This is a genomic window from Microcoleus sp. CZ3-B2 (assembly GCF_036705055.1).
GTDB lineage: Bacteria > Cyanobacteriota > Cyanobacteriia > Cyanobacteriales > Microcoleaceae > Microcoleus.
Window position 1 is genome coordinate 1 of the sequence record NZ_JAUBTN010000069.1, and the last position, 17,154, is coordinate 17,154.

Annotated in this window: 21 protein-coding genes; 15 read left to right on the forward strand and 6 right to left on the reverse strand. The window is 45.1% G+C overall.

Going from position 1 to position 17,154, the window contains the following annotated elements:
- The first annotated feature begins 623 nt into the window (after window positions 1-623).
- From QUA97_RS23600 to nrdJ (QUA97_RS23610), 3 genes are all read left to right on the forward strand, one after another.
- Window positions 624-908, forward strand: coding sequence for a hypothetical protein (locus tag QUA97_RS23600; RefSeq protein ID WP_333196464.1), 285 nt, complete (start codon window positions 624-626; stop codon window positions 906-908).
- A 30-nt stretch (window positions 909-938) separates the two neighbouring features.
- Window positions 939-1,628 carry a hypothetical protein gene (locus tag QUA97_RS23605; protein ID WP_194071207.1) on the forward strand — a complete coding sequence of 230 codons (690 nt, stop codon included), beginning with the start codon at window positions 939-941 and terminating at the stop codon, window positions 1,626-1,628.
- 402 nt (window positions 1,629-2,030) lie between these two features.
- A complete protein-coding gene (gene nrdJ / locus QUA97_RS23610) occupies window positions 2,031-3,275 on the forward strand; it encodes a ribonucleoside-triphosphate reductase, adenosylcobalamin-dependent (RefSeq protein WP_333196467.1) in 1,245 nt (414 codons plus the stop codon).
- Window positions 3,276-3,287: 12 nt separating this feature from the next.
- Here nrdJ (QUA97_RS23610) and QUA97_RS23615 read toward each other — a convergent pair whose 3' ends face one another.
- Window positions 3,288-3,428: a hypothetical protein gene (locus QUA97_RS23615; RefSeq protein WP_194071208.1), complete on the reverse strand. Its 141-nt coding sequence runs from the start codon at window positions 3,426-3,428 to the stop codon at window positions 3,288-3,290.
- Window positions 3,429-3,576: 148 nt separating this feature from the next.
- Between QUA97_RS23615 and nrdJ (QUA97_RS23620) the strand changes: the two genes are divergently transcribed.
- The 4 genes from nrdJ (QUA97_RS23620) to QUA97_RS23635 all read left to right on the forward strand — a co-directional run bounded on the left by nrdJ (QUA97_RS23620) (window position 3,577) and on the right by QUA97_RS23635 (window position 6,704).
- Window positions 3,577-4,593 carry a ribonucleoside-triphosphate reductase, adenosylcobalamin-dependent gene (gene nrdJ, locus QUA97_RS23620; protein ID WP_442922580.1) on the forward strand — a complete coding sequence of 339 codons (1,017 nt, stop codon included), beginning with the start codon at window positions 3,577-3,579 and terminating at the stop codon, window positions 4,591-4,593.
- Window positions 4,594-4,792: 199 nt separating this feature from the next.
- A complete protein-coding gene (locus tag QUA97_RS23625) occupies window positions 4,793-5,101 on the forward strand; it encodes a hypothetical protein (RefSeq protein ID WP_194071209.1) in 309 nt (102 codons plus the stop codon).
- A gap of 12 nt (window positions 5,102-5,113) precedes the next feature.
- On the forward strand, window positions 5,114-5,596 hold the full coding sequence (locus QUA97_RS23630) for a hypothetical protein (RefSeq protein ID WP_194071210.1): 483 nt from the start codon (window positions 5,114-5,116) through the stop codon (window positions 5,594-5,596).
- A gap of 4 nt (window positions 5,597-5,600) precedes the next feature.
- Window positions 5,601-6,704 carry a formylglycine-generating enzyme family protein gene (locus tag QUA97_RS23635; protein ID WP_333196471.1) on the forward strand — a complete coding sequence of 368 codons (1,104 nt, stop codon included), beginning with the start codon at window positions 5,601-5,603 and terminating at the stop codon, window positions 6,702-6,704.
- Between the two features lie 22 nt (window positions 6,705-6,726).
- Here the strand turns inward: QUA97_RS23635 and QUA97_RS23640 are convergent, their stop codons facing one another.
- On the reverse strand, window positions 6,727-6,888 hold the full coding sequence (locus QUA97_RS23640; RefSeq protein ID WP_333196473.1) for a hypothetical protein: 162 nt from the start codon (window positions 6,886-6,888) through the stop codon (window positions 6,727-6,729).
- A 16-nt stretch (window positions 6,889-6,904) separates the two neighbouring features.
- Entirely contained in the window at window positions 6,905-8,191 is a 1,287-nt protein-coding gene (locus QUA97_RS23645; RefSeq protein ID WP_194067544.1) for a Glu/Leu/Phe/Val family dehydrogenase, read from the reverse strand.
- A gap of 337 nt (window positions 8,192-8,528) precedes the next feature.
- Here QUA97_RS23645 and QUA97_RS23650 point away from each other — a divergent pair, with 337 nt between their 5' ends.
- Window positions 8,529-9,140 carry a DUF4126 domain-containing protein gene (locus QUA97_RS23650; protein ID WP_194067543.1) on the forward strand — a complete coding sequence of 204 codons (612 nt, stop codon included), beginning with the start codon at window positions 8,529-8,531 and terminating at the stop codon, window positions 9,138-9,140.
- Between the two features lie 194 nt (window positions 9,141-9,334).
- Here QUA97_RS23650 and hemH read toward each other — a convergent pair whose 3' ends face one another.
- The gene (gene hemH, locus QUA97_RS23655; RefSeq protein WP_194067542.1) at window positions 9,335-10,498 is read right to left on the reverse strand and encodes a ferrochelatase; all 1,164 of its coding nucleotides are present in this window, start codon (window positions 10,496-10,498) and stop codon (window positions 9,335-9,337) included.
- 100 nt (window positions 10,499-10,598) lie between these two features.
- Here hemH and QUA97_RS23660 point away from each other — a divergent pair, with 100 nt between their 5' ends.
- Both QUA97_RS23660 and QUA97_RS23665 read left to right on the forward strand, forming a co-directional pair.
- Entirely contained in the window at window positions 10,599-11,240 is a 642-nt protein-coding gene (locus QUA97_RS23660) for a class I SAM-dependent methyltransferase (RefSeq protein WP_194067541.1), read from the forward strand.
- A 3-nt stretch (window positions 11,241-11,243) separates the two neighbouring features.
- Complete coding sequence (locus tag QUA97_RS23665) at window positions 11,244-11,495, forward strand: hypothetical protein (RefSeq protein WP_333196477.1); 252 nt, start codon at window positions 11,244-11,246, stop codon at window positions 11,493-11,495.
- Window positions 11,496-11,777: 282 nt separating this feature from the next.
- On the opposite strand, the gene QUA97_RS23670 is transcribed toward QUA97_RS23665, so the two are convergent.
- The gene (locus QUA97_RS23670) at window positions 11,778-12,896 is read right to left on the reverse strand and encodes a hypothetical protein (RefSeq protein ID WP_333196479.1); all 1,119 of its coding nucleotides are present in this window, start codon (window positions 12,894-12,896) and stop codon (window positions 11,778-11,780) included.
- A gap of 94 nt (window positions 12,897-12,990) precedes the next feature.
- On the opposite strand from QUA97_RS23670, the gene QUA97_RS23675 reads away from it, so the two are divergent.
- From QUA97_RS23675 to QUA97_RS23690, 4 genes are all read left to right on the forward strand, one after another.
- Complete coding sequence (locus tag QUA97_RS23675) at window positions 12,991-13,269, forward strand: hypothetical protein (RefSeq protein ID WP_194067538.1); 279 nt, start codon at window positions 12,991-12,993, stop codon at window positions 13,267-13,269.
- Between the two features lie 273 nt (window positions 13,270-13,542).
- Window positions 13,543-13,677 (forward strand): hypothetical protein, encoded by a 135-nt coding sequence (locus QUA97_RS23680; RefSeq protein ID WP_333196481.1) that lies wholly within the window; start codon window positions 13,543-13,545, stop codon window positions 13,675-13,677.
- A gap of 14 nt (window positions 13,678-13,691) precedes the next feature.
- Window positions 13,692-14,696, forward strand: coding sequence for a phenylalanine--tRNA ligase subunit alpha (gene pheS, locus QUA97_RS23685; RefSeq protein ID WP_194067537.1), 1,005 nt, complete (start codon window positions 13,692-13,694; stop codon window positions 14,694-14,696).
- Entirely contained in the window at window positions 14,697-14,840 is a 144-nt protein-coding gene (locus tag QUA97_RS23690; protein WP_194067536.1) for a hypothetical protein, read from the forward strand.
- Between the two features lie 201 nt (window positions 14,841-15,041).
- Here QUA97_RS23690 and QUA97_RS23695 read toward each other — a convergent pair whose 3' ends face one another.
- A complete protein-coding gene (locus QUA97_RS23695) occupies window positions 15,042-15,485 on the reverse strand; it encodes a hypothetical protein (protein WP_194067535.1) in 444 nt (147 codons plus the stop codon).
- A 625-nt stretch (window positions 15,486-16,110) separates the two neighbouring features.
- Between QUA97_RS23695 and QUA97_RS23700 the strand changes: the two genes are divergently transcribed.
- Window positions 16,111-17,025 carry an SH3 domain-containing protein gene (locus tag QUA97_RS23700; protein ID WP_194067534.1) on the forward strand — a complete coding sequence of 305 codons (915 nt, stop codon included), beginning with the start codon at window positions 16,111-16,113 and terminating at the stop codon, window positions 17,023-17,025.
- Window positions 17,026-17,154: the final 129 nt, after the last annotated feature.

Below are 17,154 nucleotides of genomic sequence, written 5' to 3' on the forward strand. Positions count from 1 at the left end.
CATTAGTCATTAGTCATTAGTCATTAGTCATTAGTCATTAGTCATTAGTCATTAGTTATTAGTCATTAGTCATTAGTTATTTGTTGTTTGTTGTTTGTTGTTTGTTGTTTGTTGTTTATTATTTGTTATTTGTTATTTGTTATTTGTTATTGGTAACAACTGGCAACTGACAACTGACAACTGACAACTGACAACTGACAACTGCTTTCCGTACAACGTCATCAGGAAGAAGTCATTAGTCATTAGTCATTAGTCATTAGTCATTAGTGCTGTCGCCTCCGAGCTTTCCGTACAATGTCATCAGGAAGAAGTCATTAGTCATTAGTCATTAGTCATTAGTGCTGTCGCCTCCGAGCTTTCCGTACAATGTCATCAGGAAGAAGTCATTAGTCATTAGTCATTAGTCATTAGTCATTAGTGCTGTCGCCTCCGAGCTTTCCGTACAATGTCATCAGGAAGAAGGAAGAAGGAAGAAGGAAGAAGGAAGAAGGAAGAAGGAAGAAGGAAGAAAAATAATTAAACTTTTTTAATTTACCGATGCCCGATGCCCGATGCCCGATGCCCGATTCCCCATTCCCCATTCCCCATTTGAGTTAATCTATTATTTTGACAAAAAAGATAAGATGTTATCCCAAGTTTTTTACTTGCTGCGTTCTCGTGCTGACGGCAAATATATCAGCGCTTGTCCCAATCCCGATTCGGCCGTAAGTTACCTGCTGATGTTTCGCGAAGACTATGACGCTTTGAGCTATCTCAACACCCATGCTGCTGATGTTGCCGATCGATTCGGAGTAGAATCGATTTCCGGTTCTCAGGTAAAAAAGTTGCTGGAACGTTGGAGCTTTAAGGGTGTGGGGATTGTTCAAGACCCGCTGTTACCGAATATTGAGTTTTTAACAACTCATTAAAGTTATTTTCCTTAAAATTGAACTCGAATCATGAATCTAAAAAAAAGGTTGCCACACTCTCCCTTTGCGATCGCCGCTTATTGCCTAATTATTGCGATCGGCATCATGTTTTGGGGCGGGCCGATTTCTGTAGCTGGAGCAGTTGCAGAATTGAGAATTGGCGAAGGGTCTAGCTCTGAGTTAGCCCTTCGTGAAGGTCATCGAATGACGATCGTGTCCGGACATTCTTTTTCATGCGATTGGAAAGATGCCTCCAATAACATCAATCGATGTAGAACGAACCTGAAAGGTCGATCACTTGAGATTGAATTTAAGGTAGAACCCTTTGAAGTACCGCAGTGTAATATTAGATACAGCGAACAATCGTTTCAATGTGGCGGCTCTAATGACTACCGCCACAAACCCGGTCAAGCCGATCTCTGGATAGAAAATTCTCTGGGCTTAACAGACTTCGATCGAATTTGGCTTTTTTTAACCAATCCATTAGCCAATCTCTTCGGAAATATTACCGAAATTGATTGGAATAATATAACACCTATTTTGAATTGGGTAGTAGCCATTCTAATTGCAGCGGCACTCGGTTTGCACTTTATGCAAACACCCAGGGTTGGGTCGAGATTTGCAGGTTTCATTCTAATCGTGCCGATATCAATATTAATCAGACCGATCGTTTGGTGGTTTACACTATTAGTCTTGATACTAACCGGACACGCTGATTGATAAAGTAATAATAAGTAATAGACATCTCCCATAATTATTGTGGAACAGGCTGGACGGCCTGTTCTTCACAGCCTTTTTGGAAGATGTCTAATAAGTGATAAGTGATAAGTGATTAACTCTCGAATTATAATTTCCATTTTCAAGCGCGGAAGCAAAGAGAGTAGTTATGCGATAAAGCCGTTTCCCGAATTCTCGGATGAGATTCAAAATAGCGTTATCGATCGCCTCGCCTTAAACGGAACTTACACCGTGTAATGGCTGTAGCGATCGCCTGATCGACCTTCCCGAGTCCGAAGCCCCATATTTAGTGCAAATTGTCAAATTTATCAAGCTTTCACCCTAAATCTGAATCCTGTTGTATATTCGTAGTTTGTTGATATATTCCGCGTCAGTACATAAATTATGGTTCCAAAATTAGAGCGATCAAGTGTTAGCGAAAAACGCAACCAGTCCGATTTTCCCGAAACAGTACCGACAGCAAATCCAATATTTTTCAGGACGTACAGCCGCCGTACCGAGACAGGGCGGGAGACTTGGGCCCAAGTGTGCGATCGAACCGTCAAGGGCTTAGCGTCGCTAGGAAACCTCACTGCTGAAGAAACAGAGCTCCTACACCGGATGCAAAACCAGCTCAAAACCCTCGCTTCCGGGCGCTGGCTGTGGGTAGGCGGCAGCAAATGGATAGAACAACCCGAAAACTTTTCCGGCGCCTATAATTGTTCTTCAACAAATATTCTCGACTGGCGCGCCTTTGGCTTGTTAATGGATTTGGCAATGATGGGCTGCGGTACCGGCGCAGTTTTGGAACCCAAATATATCAACCAATTGCCACAGATTAGCAACCGCTTAACCGTAACAATGCAAGGCGAAATCGGCTCTACACCCGCCCAGTCGCGCCGCCAAGCAACCGAAGTGAAAATAGACGAAAAAACCGCAACTATCCATGTCGGAGATTCTCGCCAAGGTTGGGTGCAATCCTATCAAACTTTATTGGAATTATCCACAGATGAAAGATTTGCAGGCGAAGTTCAAGTTTACATAGATTTGAGCGACGTTCGCCCGGTGGGAGAGCCTTTAAAAGGTTTTGGCGGAGTCGCAAATCCGGTGAAATTGCCCGACCTTTATCAACGGTGTTCGGCTATTTTGAATAAAGCTTTAGGGCGGCAATTAAATTCAGTTGAATGCTGCGTGTTGATAGATGAAGCAGCGGTCACAATTGTTGCTGGAAATATTAGGCGCAGCGCGGGAATTCGTCAGTTTTCTTTCGATGACGAATTGGGAGCCAATGCTAAAAATAACCTATGGCAACAAGATGAAAATGGCAACTGGAAAATAGATCCAGATCGCGATGCTTTGAGAATGGCAAATCACTCTCGTGTTTTTCATCACAAACCAACACTGGAAGAATGTATTGATGCTGTTCGCAAACAGTATTATTCTGGTGAAGGTGCAATTCAATGGGCTGGTGAAGCTGTAGCTAGAGCTAACGTCGATTTACTTTCAACACCTAGTCTTAAAATTGAGTTCTTGAAAGCTTACGACCAAGGAAAAGCTAAACAGTGGTTCCAGGAACGCTATCCTGACATGACTGCGGAAGAATTAGAGCATCGGTCAGTTCGTTTGGGCTTAAACCCGTGTGGTAAGTAATTTTGCCTCACGTTAAAAACCTCGCAAATTCGGAGAATACTGAGATGTTAATTCCGAGGTAAGTAAGGGCATTAAAAATCCTTTGCCACCGTAGAGCGTACTGGGTGAACCTTCTTGATTGAAGAACATAATCCTGGCAAGAGTGCGGGGCATTTATAACTAAAGTAAATGAAAAAGTACGCCGAGCTACAGGGAAAATAGAATCTGTAGAACTAAAGGATAAAAAGCCTTTAGGATAACAAAACTGGAAATCATCGGCTCTAATTTTCACTGTAATCTGGGGGAGGTTCACCTCAATCAAATCGACCCTTACAACTTTAAAGAACAGGAGGAAGCTTTCACCGCCGGAGCTCTATCTGTCGCGGTACTTCTCAATCACAAATTTCTCGAACCTCGCTATCAATACAGCCGCGAATTAGACCCGATTGTCGGCGTATCTTTCACGGGATTGTTCGATTTCTTCGTTCATGCTTTTGGCGTTGAGTGGCTGCGCTGGTGGGTGGAAGGTCGCCCGCAAACTCCGCAGGGAATCGCTTTTAAACAGCGGGAAGAAGAGTATTTGACTGGTTGGCGGGAGATTGTGAATCGGGTAGTATGGGATTATTGCGATCGCCATTCCTTGAAACGCCCCAATCGCTGCACAACCGTGCAACCATCGGGTACAAAATCTCTGCTCACAGGTGCTTCTCCGGGCTGGCATCCGCCGAAAGCCCAGCGTTTTATTCGCCGAATCACTTTCGGCAAAAACGACCCCGTAGCCCTCGCCTGCATCGACTACGGATACAACGTGATTCCGTCTCAATCTGACAAAGATGAAAACGGCAATTTACTCAACAATCCCTTCGACGAACGCTGCACGGAATGGCTGGTAGAAATACCCGTTGCTGTAAGTTGGGCTGACTTACCCGGTGCCGATGAAATTGACATTAACAAGTTCTCAGCGGCGGCACAAATGGACTTTTATATGCAAGTGCAAAAGTTCTATGTCAGACACAACACTTCAGCAACAATTGAACTGCGGGAAAATGAAGTAGAAAGTTTGGCTACTCGGATTTACGAAGCAATTCGCGATGACGAAGGCTATATTTCTGCAGCACTTTTAGCCAGATTTGATGCTCTAGAAACTTTCCCGCGCTTGCCCTTTGAACCGATTAATAAGGAAACTTACACCAAAATGGTGGCAGAGGCTTTATCGCGCCGCGAGATTGATGTTTTCCACGAGGCTTTGAGCCGTTACGATTTGGGTGAAATGATGGATTCTGGGCCGGCGGGCTGCGATTCTGACAAGTGTTTGATGCCGGAGATTAAGGCTATGTAATAGCATTGAATCAAATCCCCCGTTTGGGGGATTTTTTATGTTTAATTTCAGGTTAACAAAAATCGTAGGGGCGGGTTCACCGACAAATTCAAAGACTACAGACAGGTTAAATAAACCCGCCCCCACCCCACCAACAAGCTATAGCTTAATTGTATAATTAAAATTAGCCTAGATTTTAGAGTTTGTAACTAATAGCAAGATGATTAGAGGTGCAATTCCCGATGATATCCCCAATAATTTACAAGAGCAAATACTCCTGCAAGACGCTAAGGCTCAACCTGCCATCATGATTCAAGGTGGCTCCAGCAGACCGCTAGGAGATTCTCCCAGATTGGTTGCCAACTATGGCGGTCAGCCTGAAGATTGGTATAAAATGGCTAGTAACCAAAGCGCGATTATCGAGGGAGCTGTCGTTGAAATCCATTGGTATAGAAATGTTTGCACTCTTCAAAATGTCGAGTACAAAATCAAACGTACACACCCCAAAATAGCACCTAAAAACCAGTGAGGTTAATATAATATGAAGATTCGCTGCATTGCCAACAAAGGAACCGACCTGCCGGAAAATTACCTAAATCCACCGTTAGACATCACCGCAGAAACAGAATTTAAACTGATAGTAGGTAAAGAGTATATTGTCTATGCTATCTCTGAATGGCAAGGTAATTTATCGTATTGTATTTGCGATGAGCGCTTTACTTATTATCCCATACACAATCCAGCCCCGTTATTTGAGATAGTCGATGCCAGATATTCTCAGTACTGGCAAGTGCAATTAGCAACTAACGGTTTGTTAGAGATTGCTTTTGAGCATTGGTTCTCCATACCTAATTTTTATGACAAACTAACTGACTCAGAAGAAGAAACGGTTTTGATTTTTGAGAAAATCAAAGAGCTTATGGATGCTGAAGCAGCAATTTCTCAACCCCAACCTTTCTCAGTTGAGGAATTGCTCGCGATGTCTCCATTGCAACCCGACAAACTAGCAAAAGTCCCTGGTTGAAATTATGTCAGAAAATCAAAATGAACCTAGAGAATACGATGCCGTCCTCGGCGGTCAAAGTTCAATTCCTGTCAATGCTGCGGTACTCGGAGGCATCCCCGGCGTTAAAAGCCGCTTAGCTTCGCCCGCTGTCGAAGTTAGAATCGCCGCACTCTCTGAAGCGCTGAAATATGGAGAAGCTGGGTTAGATTTGATAAGAATTCAAGCATTGCGGGATAACTCAATGCAGCTAAAATTAGCTGCCTATGCACTGCTGAACGATAGGGATGACTTAAAGATAAAACCGCAGTTCCAAGACTATCTCCCCACATTTGAATTTGATGTCATCACAGTAGATTCATATGGGAGAGAAAATAGCCGCACTAAGTCATTTGCTCACTTTTTTCCTGAAGACTTAGGTAACTCAATTGTACTAGAAATGGTTTACATTTCCGGCGGCACATTTATGATGGGTTCCCCCAACGACGAAGAGGGAGTAAATTATCAGCAAAGTCACCAGCATCAAGTCACAGTACCCACTTTTTATGCAGGCAAATACCCCATCACCCAAGCACAGTGGCAAGCAGTGATGGGAAACCACCCATCCCGTTTCCAAGGTGAAAAACGTCCTGTAGAAAATGTATCGTGGGATGATGCCGTAGAATTCTGTGGCAAACTCTCGCTACAAACCGGGAAAAAATATCGCCTATTGAGTGAAGCAGAATGGGAATACGCCTGTCGTGCGGGTACAACAACCCCATTTCATTTTGGGGAAACCATTACCCCGGAATTAGTCAACTATAAGGGATACGGGCGCTACGCAAACGCCCCCACAGGACTTTCCCGTGAACAAACAACCGATGTCGGGAGTTTTCCCCCCAATGCTTTTGGACTGTGCGATATGCACGGCAATGTTTTGGAGTGGTGCAGCGATACGTGGCACGAAGACTGGAACGGTGCACCAACTGACGGAAGTTCCTGGGAAACTGGCAGAAGGGATGTTCGAGTCCTGCGTGGCGGTTCCTGGTTCGATACTGCGCTTACTTGCCGCAGTGCCTATCGTGTCAGGGTTTGTGTGGGCCATCGCTTCCAGCTCATAGGTTTTCGCGTGGCTCTGGTTTTCGCGTAATCTCCGTAGCTAGATGACCTACTTATTTAATAATATCTTTTCTCTTTTGTAGCAGCAAGGTTACGGTTAAATAAACTGCTGCGTGCACGCCTAAAATTCCCCAATTCAAAGCCAAGTTTTGCCATGTTGGTTCGTAGACTGCGCTTTTCTCGAATAACTGCGGTAAGATTGTGCGATCGCACAATCTTACCGCACTTCCCTCAACCGTTCACATAATAATCCCGGGTTCCCTTCGCATTCATAGCTTCTCCGAGTCTATTTAACCCGTACACGTAAGCCGCAGTTCTCATGCAAACTGAAAATTCTTGAGATATTTTCCAAATTGCCTGAGTTTCTTCGACCATTTTGTGCTGCAACCGCTGGTTGACTTCCTCCAGCGTCCAATAAAGCCCGCTGCGATTTTGCACCCACTCAAAATAACTAACCGTTACGCCCCCAGCATTCACTAAAATATCAGGAATTACCTGAATTCCCCTCGCTTCTAAAATCAAATCAGCAGCCGAATCGATCGGCCCGTTAGCTACTTCAAAAATAAACTTAGCCTTGATATCATTAACATTGGCTTCAGTTATTTGATTCTCCAAAGCTGCTGGAACCAGCACGTCTACATCTAAGGCTAAAAGTTGCTCATTTGTTAAAAATTCGTGTTCGGCAATATTGCAAACTGAACCTTCGCAGTAAATAGCTTTGATACCTTTATTAGAGTCTTTAAACCCTCGAATACTGGGGATGTCCAGGCCTTGTTTGGCATAAATTCCCCCTTGGGAATCGCTGACTGCAACAACTTTGTAACCGGCGTTCCACAGCAATTCTGCTATTTCTGCACCGGCATTACCAAAACCTTGCACTGCTACGGTTGTGTCTTGAGGATTTAGTTCAAATTTGGGTAGAAGAGTTTCTATTACAAAAAAAGCGCCCATTGCTGTTGCGGTATCTCGACCCAAACTGCCGCCCATTGTTACGGGTTTACCTGTCACTACTCCCGGACAAAGCTGTCGCTTAATAATGTTGTACTGATCCATCATCCAACCCATAATCATGGGATTGGTGTAGACATCCGGCGCGGGAATATCGACATCGGGGCCGATGAAATCTGCGATCGCATCGATGTAACCCCGGCTCAACCTTTCCAATTCAAATTTGGACAATTCTTTGGGATTGACAGTAATTCCGCCCTTGCCTCCTCCGAATGGTATGTTGAGAACCGCACATTTAAAAGTCATCCAAAATGCCAAGGATTGCACTTCATCGAGGGATACATTTGGATGGTAGCGCACTCCTCCTTTAGAGGGGCCTCTGGTGTTGTCGTAGCGCACCCGATAACCTTGGAAAATTCGCAGGGAACCGTCGTCCATCCGCACGGGAATCGATACAATTAAGCTGGATTTGGGATATTTGAGCCGTTCGATCGTATCTTCGGAGAGGGATACATATTTTAAGGCTCGTTCTAATCGGCGACTGGCATCGGTAAATAATGAGTCAGACATAAGAAGTTAGTTGACTGTTGACTGTTGACTGTTGACTGTTGACTGTTGTCAGAGAGAAGAAAGCTTCTGGTGCTTAAGCTAATTTAATCACAATCCTGGTTGAATGCTGCCTCCTTTCTTCTGACAACAGTCAACTAACAACACTCAACTACTTTGTATCGATCGACAATATCGCACTCCCAAGCAGAGATTAAGCAAATACACTTAAAATAGAGAGATATATTTAAGCTCAAGGGGTAATTTGAGTTCGATCGCTCAAATCACAGCCAGTCACCAGGGGAAGTAAATTGTGACATAGATCGAGGCTCTAGCATATGTTCTAAACTCAATTATTATTATGGTTGGACTCCTAGCCGCGTTATCTGCATCGGCGGCGGGGGGTATGAGAATTGCCCTGCCCCTGCTGTTAATTGGTTTGTTGCGGATTGATAAACTTTGGTCGGAAATACCTCTATTATCGGGGGTTCCTCCCCAAGTGGCTATTACCATCTTGGTGAGTTGGTCGCTGTTAGAGTTATTTGCTTCTAAAACTTTTGCGGGACAGCGGATGCTGCAAGTTGTGCAGATTATTTTCAGTCCCATTGTAGGAGCAATTATGGGAATTGCGATCGCTCAGGTAAGTTCGATCAACGAAATTATTGCTCATCCTTGGATGCTGTGGATTATTGGTATTGTCGGAGGTTTGTTGGCTTTAGTGCTGCAACTGGTACAAGCAGGATGGCTTTACCGGCTGAGGGGTTTGCCGATTTGGGTAATTTTTTTGCAAGATGTTCTGTGCATTTCTTTGGTTTTCTTTGCCTTTGATGCCCCGCGACAGGGAGCGTTAGTTGCTATGCTGCTGCTGTGGCTGGCAATTCGCAGTTCTAAAGAGTGGTATCGCTGGTACAGAATTCAGGGAAGAGCGGGCGATGGGGGAAATCCCCGCCGCCGCAAGCGCGATCCTGATTAATTTAATTATTGGGCATCGGGCATCGGCCAAACAGAGCATCGGGTATTAGTTATTAGTTGTTGGTTCTTGGTTATTAGTTATGAGTTATTAGTTATGGTTAATTGCTATCAATTAGCAATGCCCCCATTTCCAATGCCTCAATTTCCAATTCCCAATTCCCAATTCCCTGCGCGGGCCGATTCCCAATTCCCTATTTAAAGCAAGCCGATCGAGTGTAGCGGGCCTTGACCCGTAATTAACTCGAGCACTAATGCTATAAAACCAATCATTGCTACACGACCGTTCCAGACTTCGGCCCCCGTCGTCAAACCCCACTCCCATTGCTCTTGAGGGTACATTTTGACTCTCTTGGAAGGGCGTACTACATCAGAGAATTTAACGCTGGGAGATTCGATCGACTCGATGACTAAATCGGCCAAGGCCTCAATAAACACCGGATGAGTATTCAGTGCCGGCACTCGGTAGAAATTTTCAATGCCCGATTCTTCTGCTAGTTCTCGATACTCCATGTCAATTTCTTGCAGAGTCTCGATGTGTTCCGAAACAAAACTAATCGGAACTACCAACAAATCTTCGACTCCACTTTCTGCCAATTCAGTAATCGCGTCTTCGGTGTAAGGCTTGAGCCATTCCACCGGGCCAACCCGACTTTGATAGGCGAGGGTGTGTTCGTTCGATCGGTTCAAATGTTCCATAATCAGACGAGTGCAATCTTCAATCTCGCGCTGATAGGGGTCTCCAGCCTCTTCTACGTAGCTGAGGGGGACACCGTGGGCGCTGAAAAAGATGTGAACTCGATCGGGATGTGGACTGTTGTCTAATTCTTGGGCGATCAGTTCCGACATCGCCTGAATGTAACCAGGTCGTTGATACCAAGAAGGAATAGCGGTGTATTCGATCTCGCTGAGGGCTGGATCTTTGCCCCACATTTCTTCTAACTGCCGGAAGCTAGAACCGCTGGTACTGATGGAAAATTGAGGATATAGCGGCAAGATTGCCAACTGTTCGATGCGATCGCGCTTAATTTTGGCGATCGCCTCTTCGGTAAAAGGATGCCAATAGCGCATCCCCACGTATACTCGGGCATCTTGTCCCTTTTCTTGCAAGAGTTCTTGCAGCGAAGCGGCTTGTTCTTCGGTAATCCGGCGCAAAGGAGAGCCGCCCCCGATTTGGCGGTAGTTTTCCTGGGATTTCTGAAATCGCAGGGTCGAAATCAACCAGGCGAGCGGTTTCTGCATCCACGGAAACGGAATGCGAATGATTTCCGGGTCAGCAAACAAGTTGAACAGGAAAGGACGGACATCCTCGATTTGATCTGGCCCGCCCAAGTTTAATAGCAATACTCCCACACGGCCCATAGCAGTTACAGCTCTCCCATCGTCTCAGTTCTGTTACTTATTTTAACAATATAGCCTCATGATATCTTAAGTCGATAACAAGCTATACATAATTTTGACTGTGGCAACAATTTTTAGAGATTTAAGTTATCGGTATCAGTGGCTGTACGACGCGATCGCCCGTCTGGCTTCTTTGAGCGTAGGTGGCGAGGCTCGTTTTCGCCAGCTAGCCCTGCAAAATTTGACCCCTAGGGCGGAAACTAAAATTTTAGACCTTTGTTGCGGTAGCGGCCAGACTACGCAGTTTCTCGTGCAATATTCCCAGGATGTCACAGGACTTGACGCTTCGCCATTATCTCTGGAACGGGCCAGAAAAAATGTACCGTCAGCCAAGTATGTAGAAGCTTTTGCCGAATCCATGCCATTTGGCGACGGTGAGTTTGACTTGGTGCACAGCAGCGTAGCGATGCACGAAATGCAGCCCCTACAGTTGAGGCAAATCTTTCAAGAAGTTTACCGCGTACTCAAGCCCGGGGGTGTATTCACTTTGGTAGATTTTCATCGACCCACAAATCCAGTATTTTGGCCGGGGTTAGCTGTATTTTTGTGGTTGTTTGAGACTGAAACCGCTTGGGAGTTAATCGAAACTGACTTGAATAGTTTGTTAGCAGAAGTTGGATTTCAACCTAACAATTCCCAAGCAACTCAACAACCCAAACTTTATGCGGGCGGCAGTATTCAAGTAATCCAAGTTCAAAAATAGTTATTGGTTATTGGTTATTGGTTATTGGTTATTGGCTATTGGTTATTGGCTATTGGTTATTGGTTATTGGCTATTGGTTATTGGTTATTGGTTATTGGTTATTGGTTATTGGTTATTGGCTATTGGTTATTGGCTATTGGTTATTGGTTATTGGTTATTGGTTATTGGCTATTGGTTATTGGTTATTGGCTATTGGTTATTGGTTATTGGTTATTAGTTATTGGTTATTGGTTATTGGTTATTAGTCATCAGTAACGGACGTGCATATCACGGTAAGAAACCGGGTTTCTACGATTATTCGTAACAGCAACGATAAATATTGAAAGAAACCCGGTTTCTCTGGTCGTGAGTGCGTGACTAAGAAACCCGATTTCTAAGGGTTGTGGGTTGAGTGACGATAAATATTAAAAGAAACCCGGTTTCTCAAGTCGGCGCGCGTGCACATTACTCTACTTTTAAACCAATGACTAATGACTAATGACTAATGACTAATGACTACTGACTACTGACTACTGACTACTGACTACTGACTACTGACTAAACAAACTTTTTGGCCTCAGCCAAAGCCGCCTCAAACTTGAGCAACACATCCTTTTCTGTGTGAATAACTTTTTCTTGTTGTAGCAGCGGGCGGCCAAAGCGAAAAATGCCGTCTTGTTCTACGTGGTCAACGGGAGGAAGCGTTTCGGGATGCGGCAAAAATTTTCGGCCGATGGTGTACGGCGTGTGGTAGGAAAAACTAAAATCGGGAAACTTGTCGCTCTTGATTTCGAGATAGTAAAGCGAGTAATAATCTTTGGTTTCGCAGTACACGCATTCGCGGCATCTATTTACCAGTTTGCGATTCTGATTAAAAAACTCCCACTTGTCCCAATAGTAGTCATCTTTCATCATATCCTGGTGGTCGTCGCACAGTTCCAGATATAATTTGTCACCATCGGGAGGACGATAAAAGTAAAGCATGGCGTAGGGCATTTCAATCAGTAACTTAACTGCTTGATTTTTGCGATGGTACCATTCCTGCTGGTGAGTTTCGTAGATTTTCTTAGATTCACTTCCTTGACTTTTGATCTGATTTTCTTTGGCCCACCGTGATGCCCAAACTGTCCAGTAAGCTAGCTGGAAGGTTGCAGAAATTTCCGCCGAACCTTGTTCTTTCCAGTCGGCAATTATTTTTTCCCAAGCTGAACTAAAAGCTATTCGGGATTGTTCGTTTTCTTCGGGGTTTTTTGTACTGACAGCAGCCGCTGTTTGGTCATTAGTTTTGATAGGCGCTTTGGGTTCTTTGCGCCAGTTGTTAATATCTGCTGGCGTGAGAGTTAAGATGAATCTTCTGTCGTGAACGGGATATTCTAAATGAATTCCAGATTTGAGGAAAGAGCGGTATTCTAAAATAGGAAGTTTGCCTTGTTCGATCCATTGCTGGCGTTCTACTGCCGAACACTTGAGCATTGCTTCTAATTCTACCGGAGCGACGGCTAATTCACTTTTGAATGTCTCCAAAAATCTTTGTTGTTCGGCTGCGTTTATTTCTAGTACGGATACAATTCGGTTGACGATGTTATCTGTTTTGTCTTCGCAATTTTCGGGAAGTCCTAAGAAGTCGAGGAGTTTGGCTTTGAGTATGCGTCTGGAAGAGATTAGCTCGGCTAACATGAGAAGCTCCAGTAGAGTCTGAACTTGCAATCTTGAACTGGCAAGATTTGGGCAAGTCTATATATCTTAATAGATTCTCTTGAGTTGTCGGCAATTGAATTCAAATTCGATCGACTGTTACCGATATCCGCAGGAAGGCGCACTGCTGTCTGCATACCCGCAATACTTATATTTCAGCGGATTTGAGCCGAAAGGTCGATCGCCCCATCAACGATCGCCTAAGCAAAAATACTCAAAACAATGTCGCCCGGTCGATCGGGTGGCTAAACCGGCTAAAATCGATAATTGCGATCGCGCACAAACTCACACGCACAGCATTGTCTACCAAGATGCGTTTACCCTGGTTGCAGCGTCAGTGATTGTTGACTGTTGACAGGATTTTACAATTGACTAATGATTTCTCTGCATCTGCGTGAATCGGCGTCAATCAATTGTCATCTGCGGTGATAAATTATCTCTTTTTTAAACCGCAGATGAGGGCTGATAAACACAGATTAACGCAGATTAATTGTATCAACAATTCCGGTGGCACTGTTGACTGTTAACTGTTGACTGTTGACTGTTAACTGTTGACTGTTGACTGTTAACTGTTAACTGTTAACTAATGACTAATGACTAATGACTGCTGACTAATGACTAATGACTAATGACTAACGATCGCCCGCAGTGCCCATTTTTCACGGTTTGTTCTAAAATCTCAAATATACAAGCCGGTAGTGCCAAGATTGCGGTAAACTCAGCTTGGTTCAAAACAGCCTTCAATCTAAAATCTCAGATCTAAAATCTAAAATCAAGATGACTGTCCAACTAAGCGATATTGAAACTCAACTAGAAACCCTCGGTCAAGAGTCCAAAAGTGCGATCGCCACGGCGAATACCCTCGAACAACTCGAACAGTTGCGCGTCGGCTACCTTGGCAAAAAAGGCCAACTATCTCAGATTTTAGGCATGATGGGCAAACTGTCGCCAGATCAGCGGCCCAAAGTAGGCGCGATCGCCAATACGGTAAAAGAAGCCCTGCAAGCCGACTTAGAAGACAAACGCGCCGGCCTCCAAACTGCCCAAATCCAAGCCAAATTAGCCTCAGAAACCCTCGATGTCACCATGCCGGGGATTTTTCGCCCCCAAGGCCGCGTTCACCCCTTAAACGCCGTCATAGACCGCGCTCTCGATATTTTTGTCGGTCTCGGCTACACCGTCGCCAACGGCCCGGAAATGGAAACAGATTATTACAACTTTGAGGCGCTGAACACCCCGCCCGACCACCCGGCGCGGGATATGCAAGATACATTTTATCTGCCGGGAGGCGACTTGCTGCGGACTCAGACATCATCGGTGCAAATTCGCTACATGGAACAGCACAAACCGCCGATTCGGATTGTTTCTCCCGGCCGCGTTTACCGCCGCGATACTGTGGATGCTACTCACGCAGCAGTTTTTCACCAAATCGAACTTTTAGCGATCGGTGAAGGCCTGACATTTACTGACTTAAAAGGCACAATTAAAGAGTTTTTGCGGCAAATGTTCGGGCAAGATTTGCCGATTCGTTTCCGCACGAGTTACTTTCCATTTACAGAACCTTCTGCTGAAGTTGATTTGCAGTGGAACGGCAAATGGCTGGAAGTTTTGGGCTGCGGCGCGGTCGATCCGAATGTTCTTAAAGGAGTCGGTTTAGATCCAGAAAAATATACTGGATTTGCGGCGGGTTTTGGTGTGGAGCGGTTCGCAATGGTACTTTATGAAATTGACGATATTCGCCGGGTTTATTCTAGCGATTTGCGCTTTTTGCGGCAATTTTAAATGATGAATTGCGATCGGTTTGAGGCTCTGTTTGGAGGTTTGGCTAAATGCAGAGTGATGCTGTTGGTTTCCAGGTATGAGAAAAGGGCGAAAAAACACGCTCTGATGTCTGAAGAGTTTCACCCGAATTGGATTGGTTTTTAGTTAGGACTTTAGTATTTGGGAAAAGAAGGACTAAAGTCCTGACTACGAACCTTAAAAAGAATGACTAAAGTCCTCACTACGAACCTTTAATACTTTTGGTTTTTAGTGAGGACTTTAGTATTTGGGGCAAAAAGGACTAAAGTCCTGACTACGAACCAGTTTGACCGTGGTGGAGCGAGCCAACACTATATTATTGATTGTCTAGTTAAAAGCATCCTTGATGCTGTCAACAACGCGCTCGACAGCGTTCTTGGTGTTATCTACTGCTTCTTGAGTGCGAGCAGAATCTTCTTCGGCTCTTTTCTCAATCGTAGCTGCATCTTCCTTCGCTTTGCGCTCTACGAAACTACCATTATCCGATGCTCGATCGACTTTGGCGGCATTTGTCTTGGCGGCGTCCTTAACTTTTTCTTCTGTATCTTTGATGAAATTCTTGGTGCGTCCAGCATCTTTGCTGGCTTTGTCTTGCACGTTATCGCCAATATCTGCTGCTGCGATGGAGTTTATAGCAGGAGAGGCTAGGGCTGCGGTGTTCGAGAAATACGCACCCTGCCAAACAAATGCCATTGCTGATACGCAAAGCACGGTTGCAGCTAGATAGCGCCCGACAGTCGAAAGCCCTTTGGTAAAATAATTCAGTTTCATAGATTAAAAATTGAAGTTTGACATTCTATTTCTACCCTATCGCAGCGATCGACTGAACCATTCTCTAGATAGAGCTTATGCAACGACGCTCTATTTAAAAAGATCAGTCTTTTGATAGATTGAAACAAAAAACATCAGTCTATCTATTTTAGATTTTAGATTTTAGATTTTAGATTGGAAATTATTAGAATAGACTCCAAATACCAGATTTGGCGGGTTTCAACAGTCTATTTTAGATTTGTGATTTGTGATGGGCGATTAAACAGTTGACTTTATATCTGCAGATTAGGGAATTTTCAGGAATGCTAGCGATTGGGACTTTTGGTGGCTAGATCGACTGAGGTGCGATCGACACTCACGCATTTAAGCTACTGTTAACTGTTGACTGTTGAGCCTCCCCCTTTTCCCTTTTCCCTCTCCGGTTCTAAGATAGCCAGCAATTGACAGGTGCAGCACCTTAATTTGTCTTGGCTTAATTCAGCAAAGATTAATTTTTTTGAATAAAATTTTAGTAAAAAGGATAAACAATGTTATGTAAAACATTTTTATGGAATACAAATCGATTTTTTTGCTATATTGACCTCCAATAAAGATAATGGTTTTGATGAGATGAGGAGTTGAACGGATGAAAAACTTGAATTGCTGGAACAAGCCCGCTGTATTGCTGGGCGCGATCGCACTTGTAGCCGGAAGTTTGCAGGCTCAGGCGATCGGTCATGCTGCCCCACCAATATCCACCACCAGTCAGGATGCTGAAAATATTTCCTTTGAAAACAGCGCCACCTTTGAAATAGCCCAAACTGGCCCCCTTTGCCGCAAAGTCACTCCCAAAGAAGGTTTGACCGTTCGTCAGAACCCAGACCCCAAATCCCCAAGAGTTGGCGGTGTAGCAATGAATACTCAGATAACACTGTTCCAAGGTGCCACTTCTGTTAAAGCCTCCGACGGTCGCCTCTGGATTCAAATTACCTCTCCGGTAAAAGGATACATTGCTACCGGATACCCCAACAACGAGGCTAATATAGCTTCCTGCACAATTAGTCAAAATCCTTCCCCAAGTCCAGCGCCCGCACCAGCACCGGCACCAGCGCCAGCGCCAGCACCAACGCCAGCGCCCGCACCAACGCCCGCACCAACGCCCGCACCAGCGCCCTCACCAGCGCCCGCACCAGCGCCCTCACCAGCACCCGCACCAGCGCCCGCACCAACACCAGCGCCCGCAGCGACACCAGCGCCCGCAGCGACACCAGCGCCCGCAGCGACACCAGCGCCCGCAGCGACACCAGCGCCCGCAGCGACAGGCCCCGTCAGTCTGTGCCGCCAGGTAGAACCTCGGGTAGCGCCCAAGGGTCTGGCTATTCGCACCGAGCCTTCAAAGACTTCTGCGATTAAAGGTGGCGTAGCAGCTAACGGTCAAGTAACGCTTGTGCCGAATTTCCAGTTAGTGAAAGACAAGAATGGAGAAAACCGCAACTGGGTTGAGATTTCAGGGCCTGTTCCGGGATTTATCTCGGCTGGAAATTTGATCATGTGCAAGTAAACTGAGAAGTTCGATCGGTTTGTAGTGAGGATTTGAGTCTTCTCAACCGCCTTTGAGTCGGTAAGCATTCTTTGTCCTGACTGCAAACCAATTTAATTGTGGGCAATTCATTCGATGCGATGTTGAAGG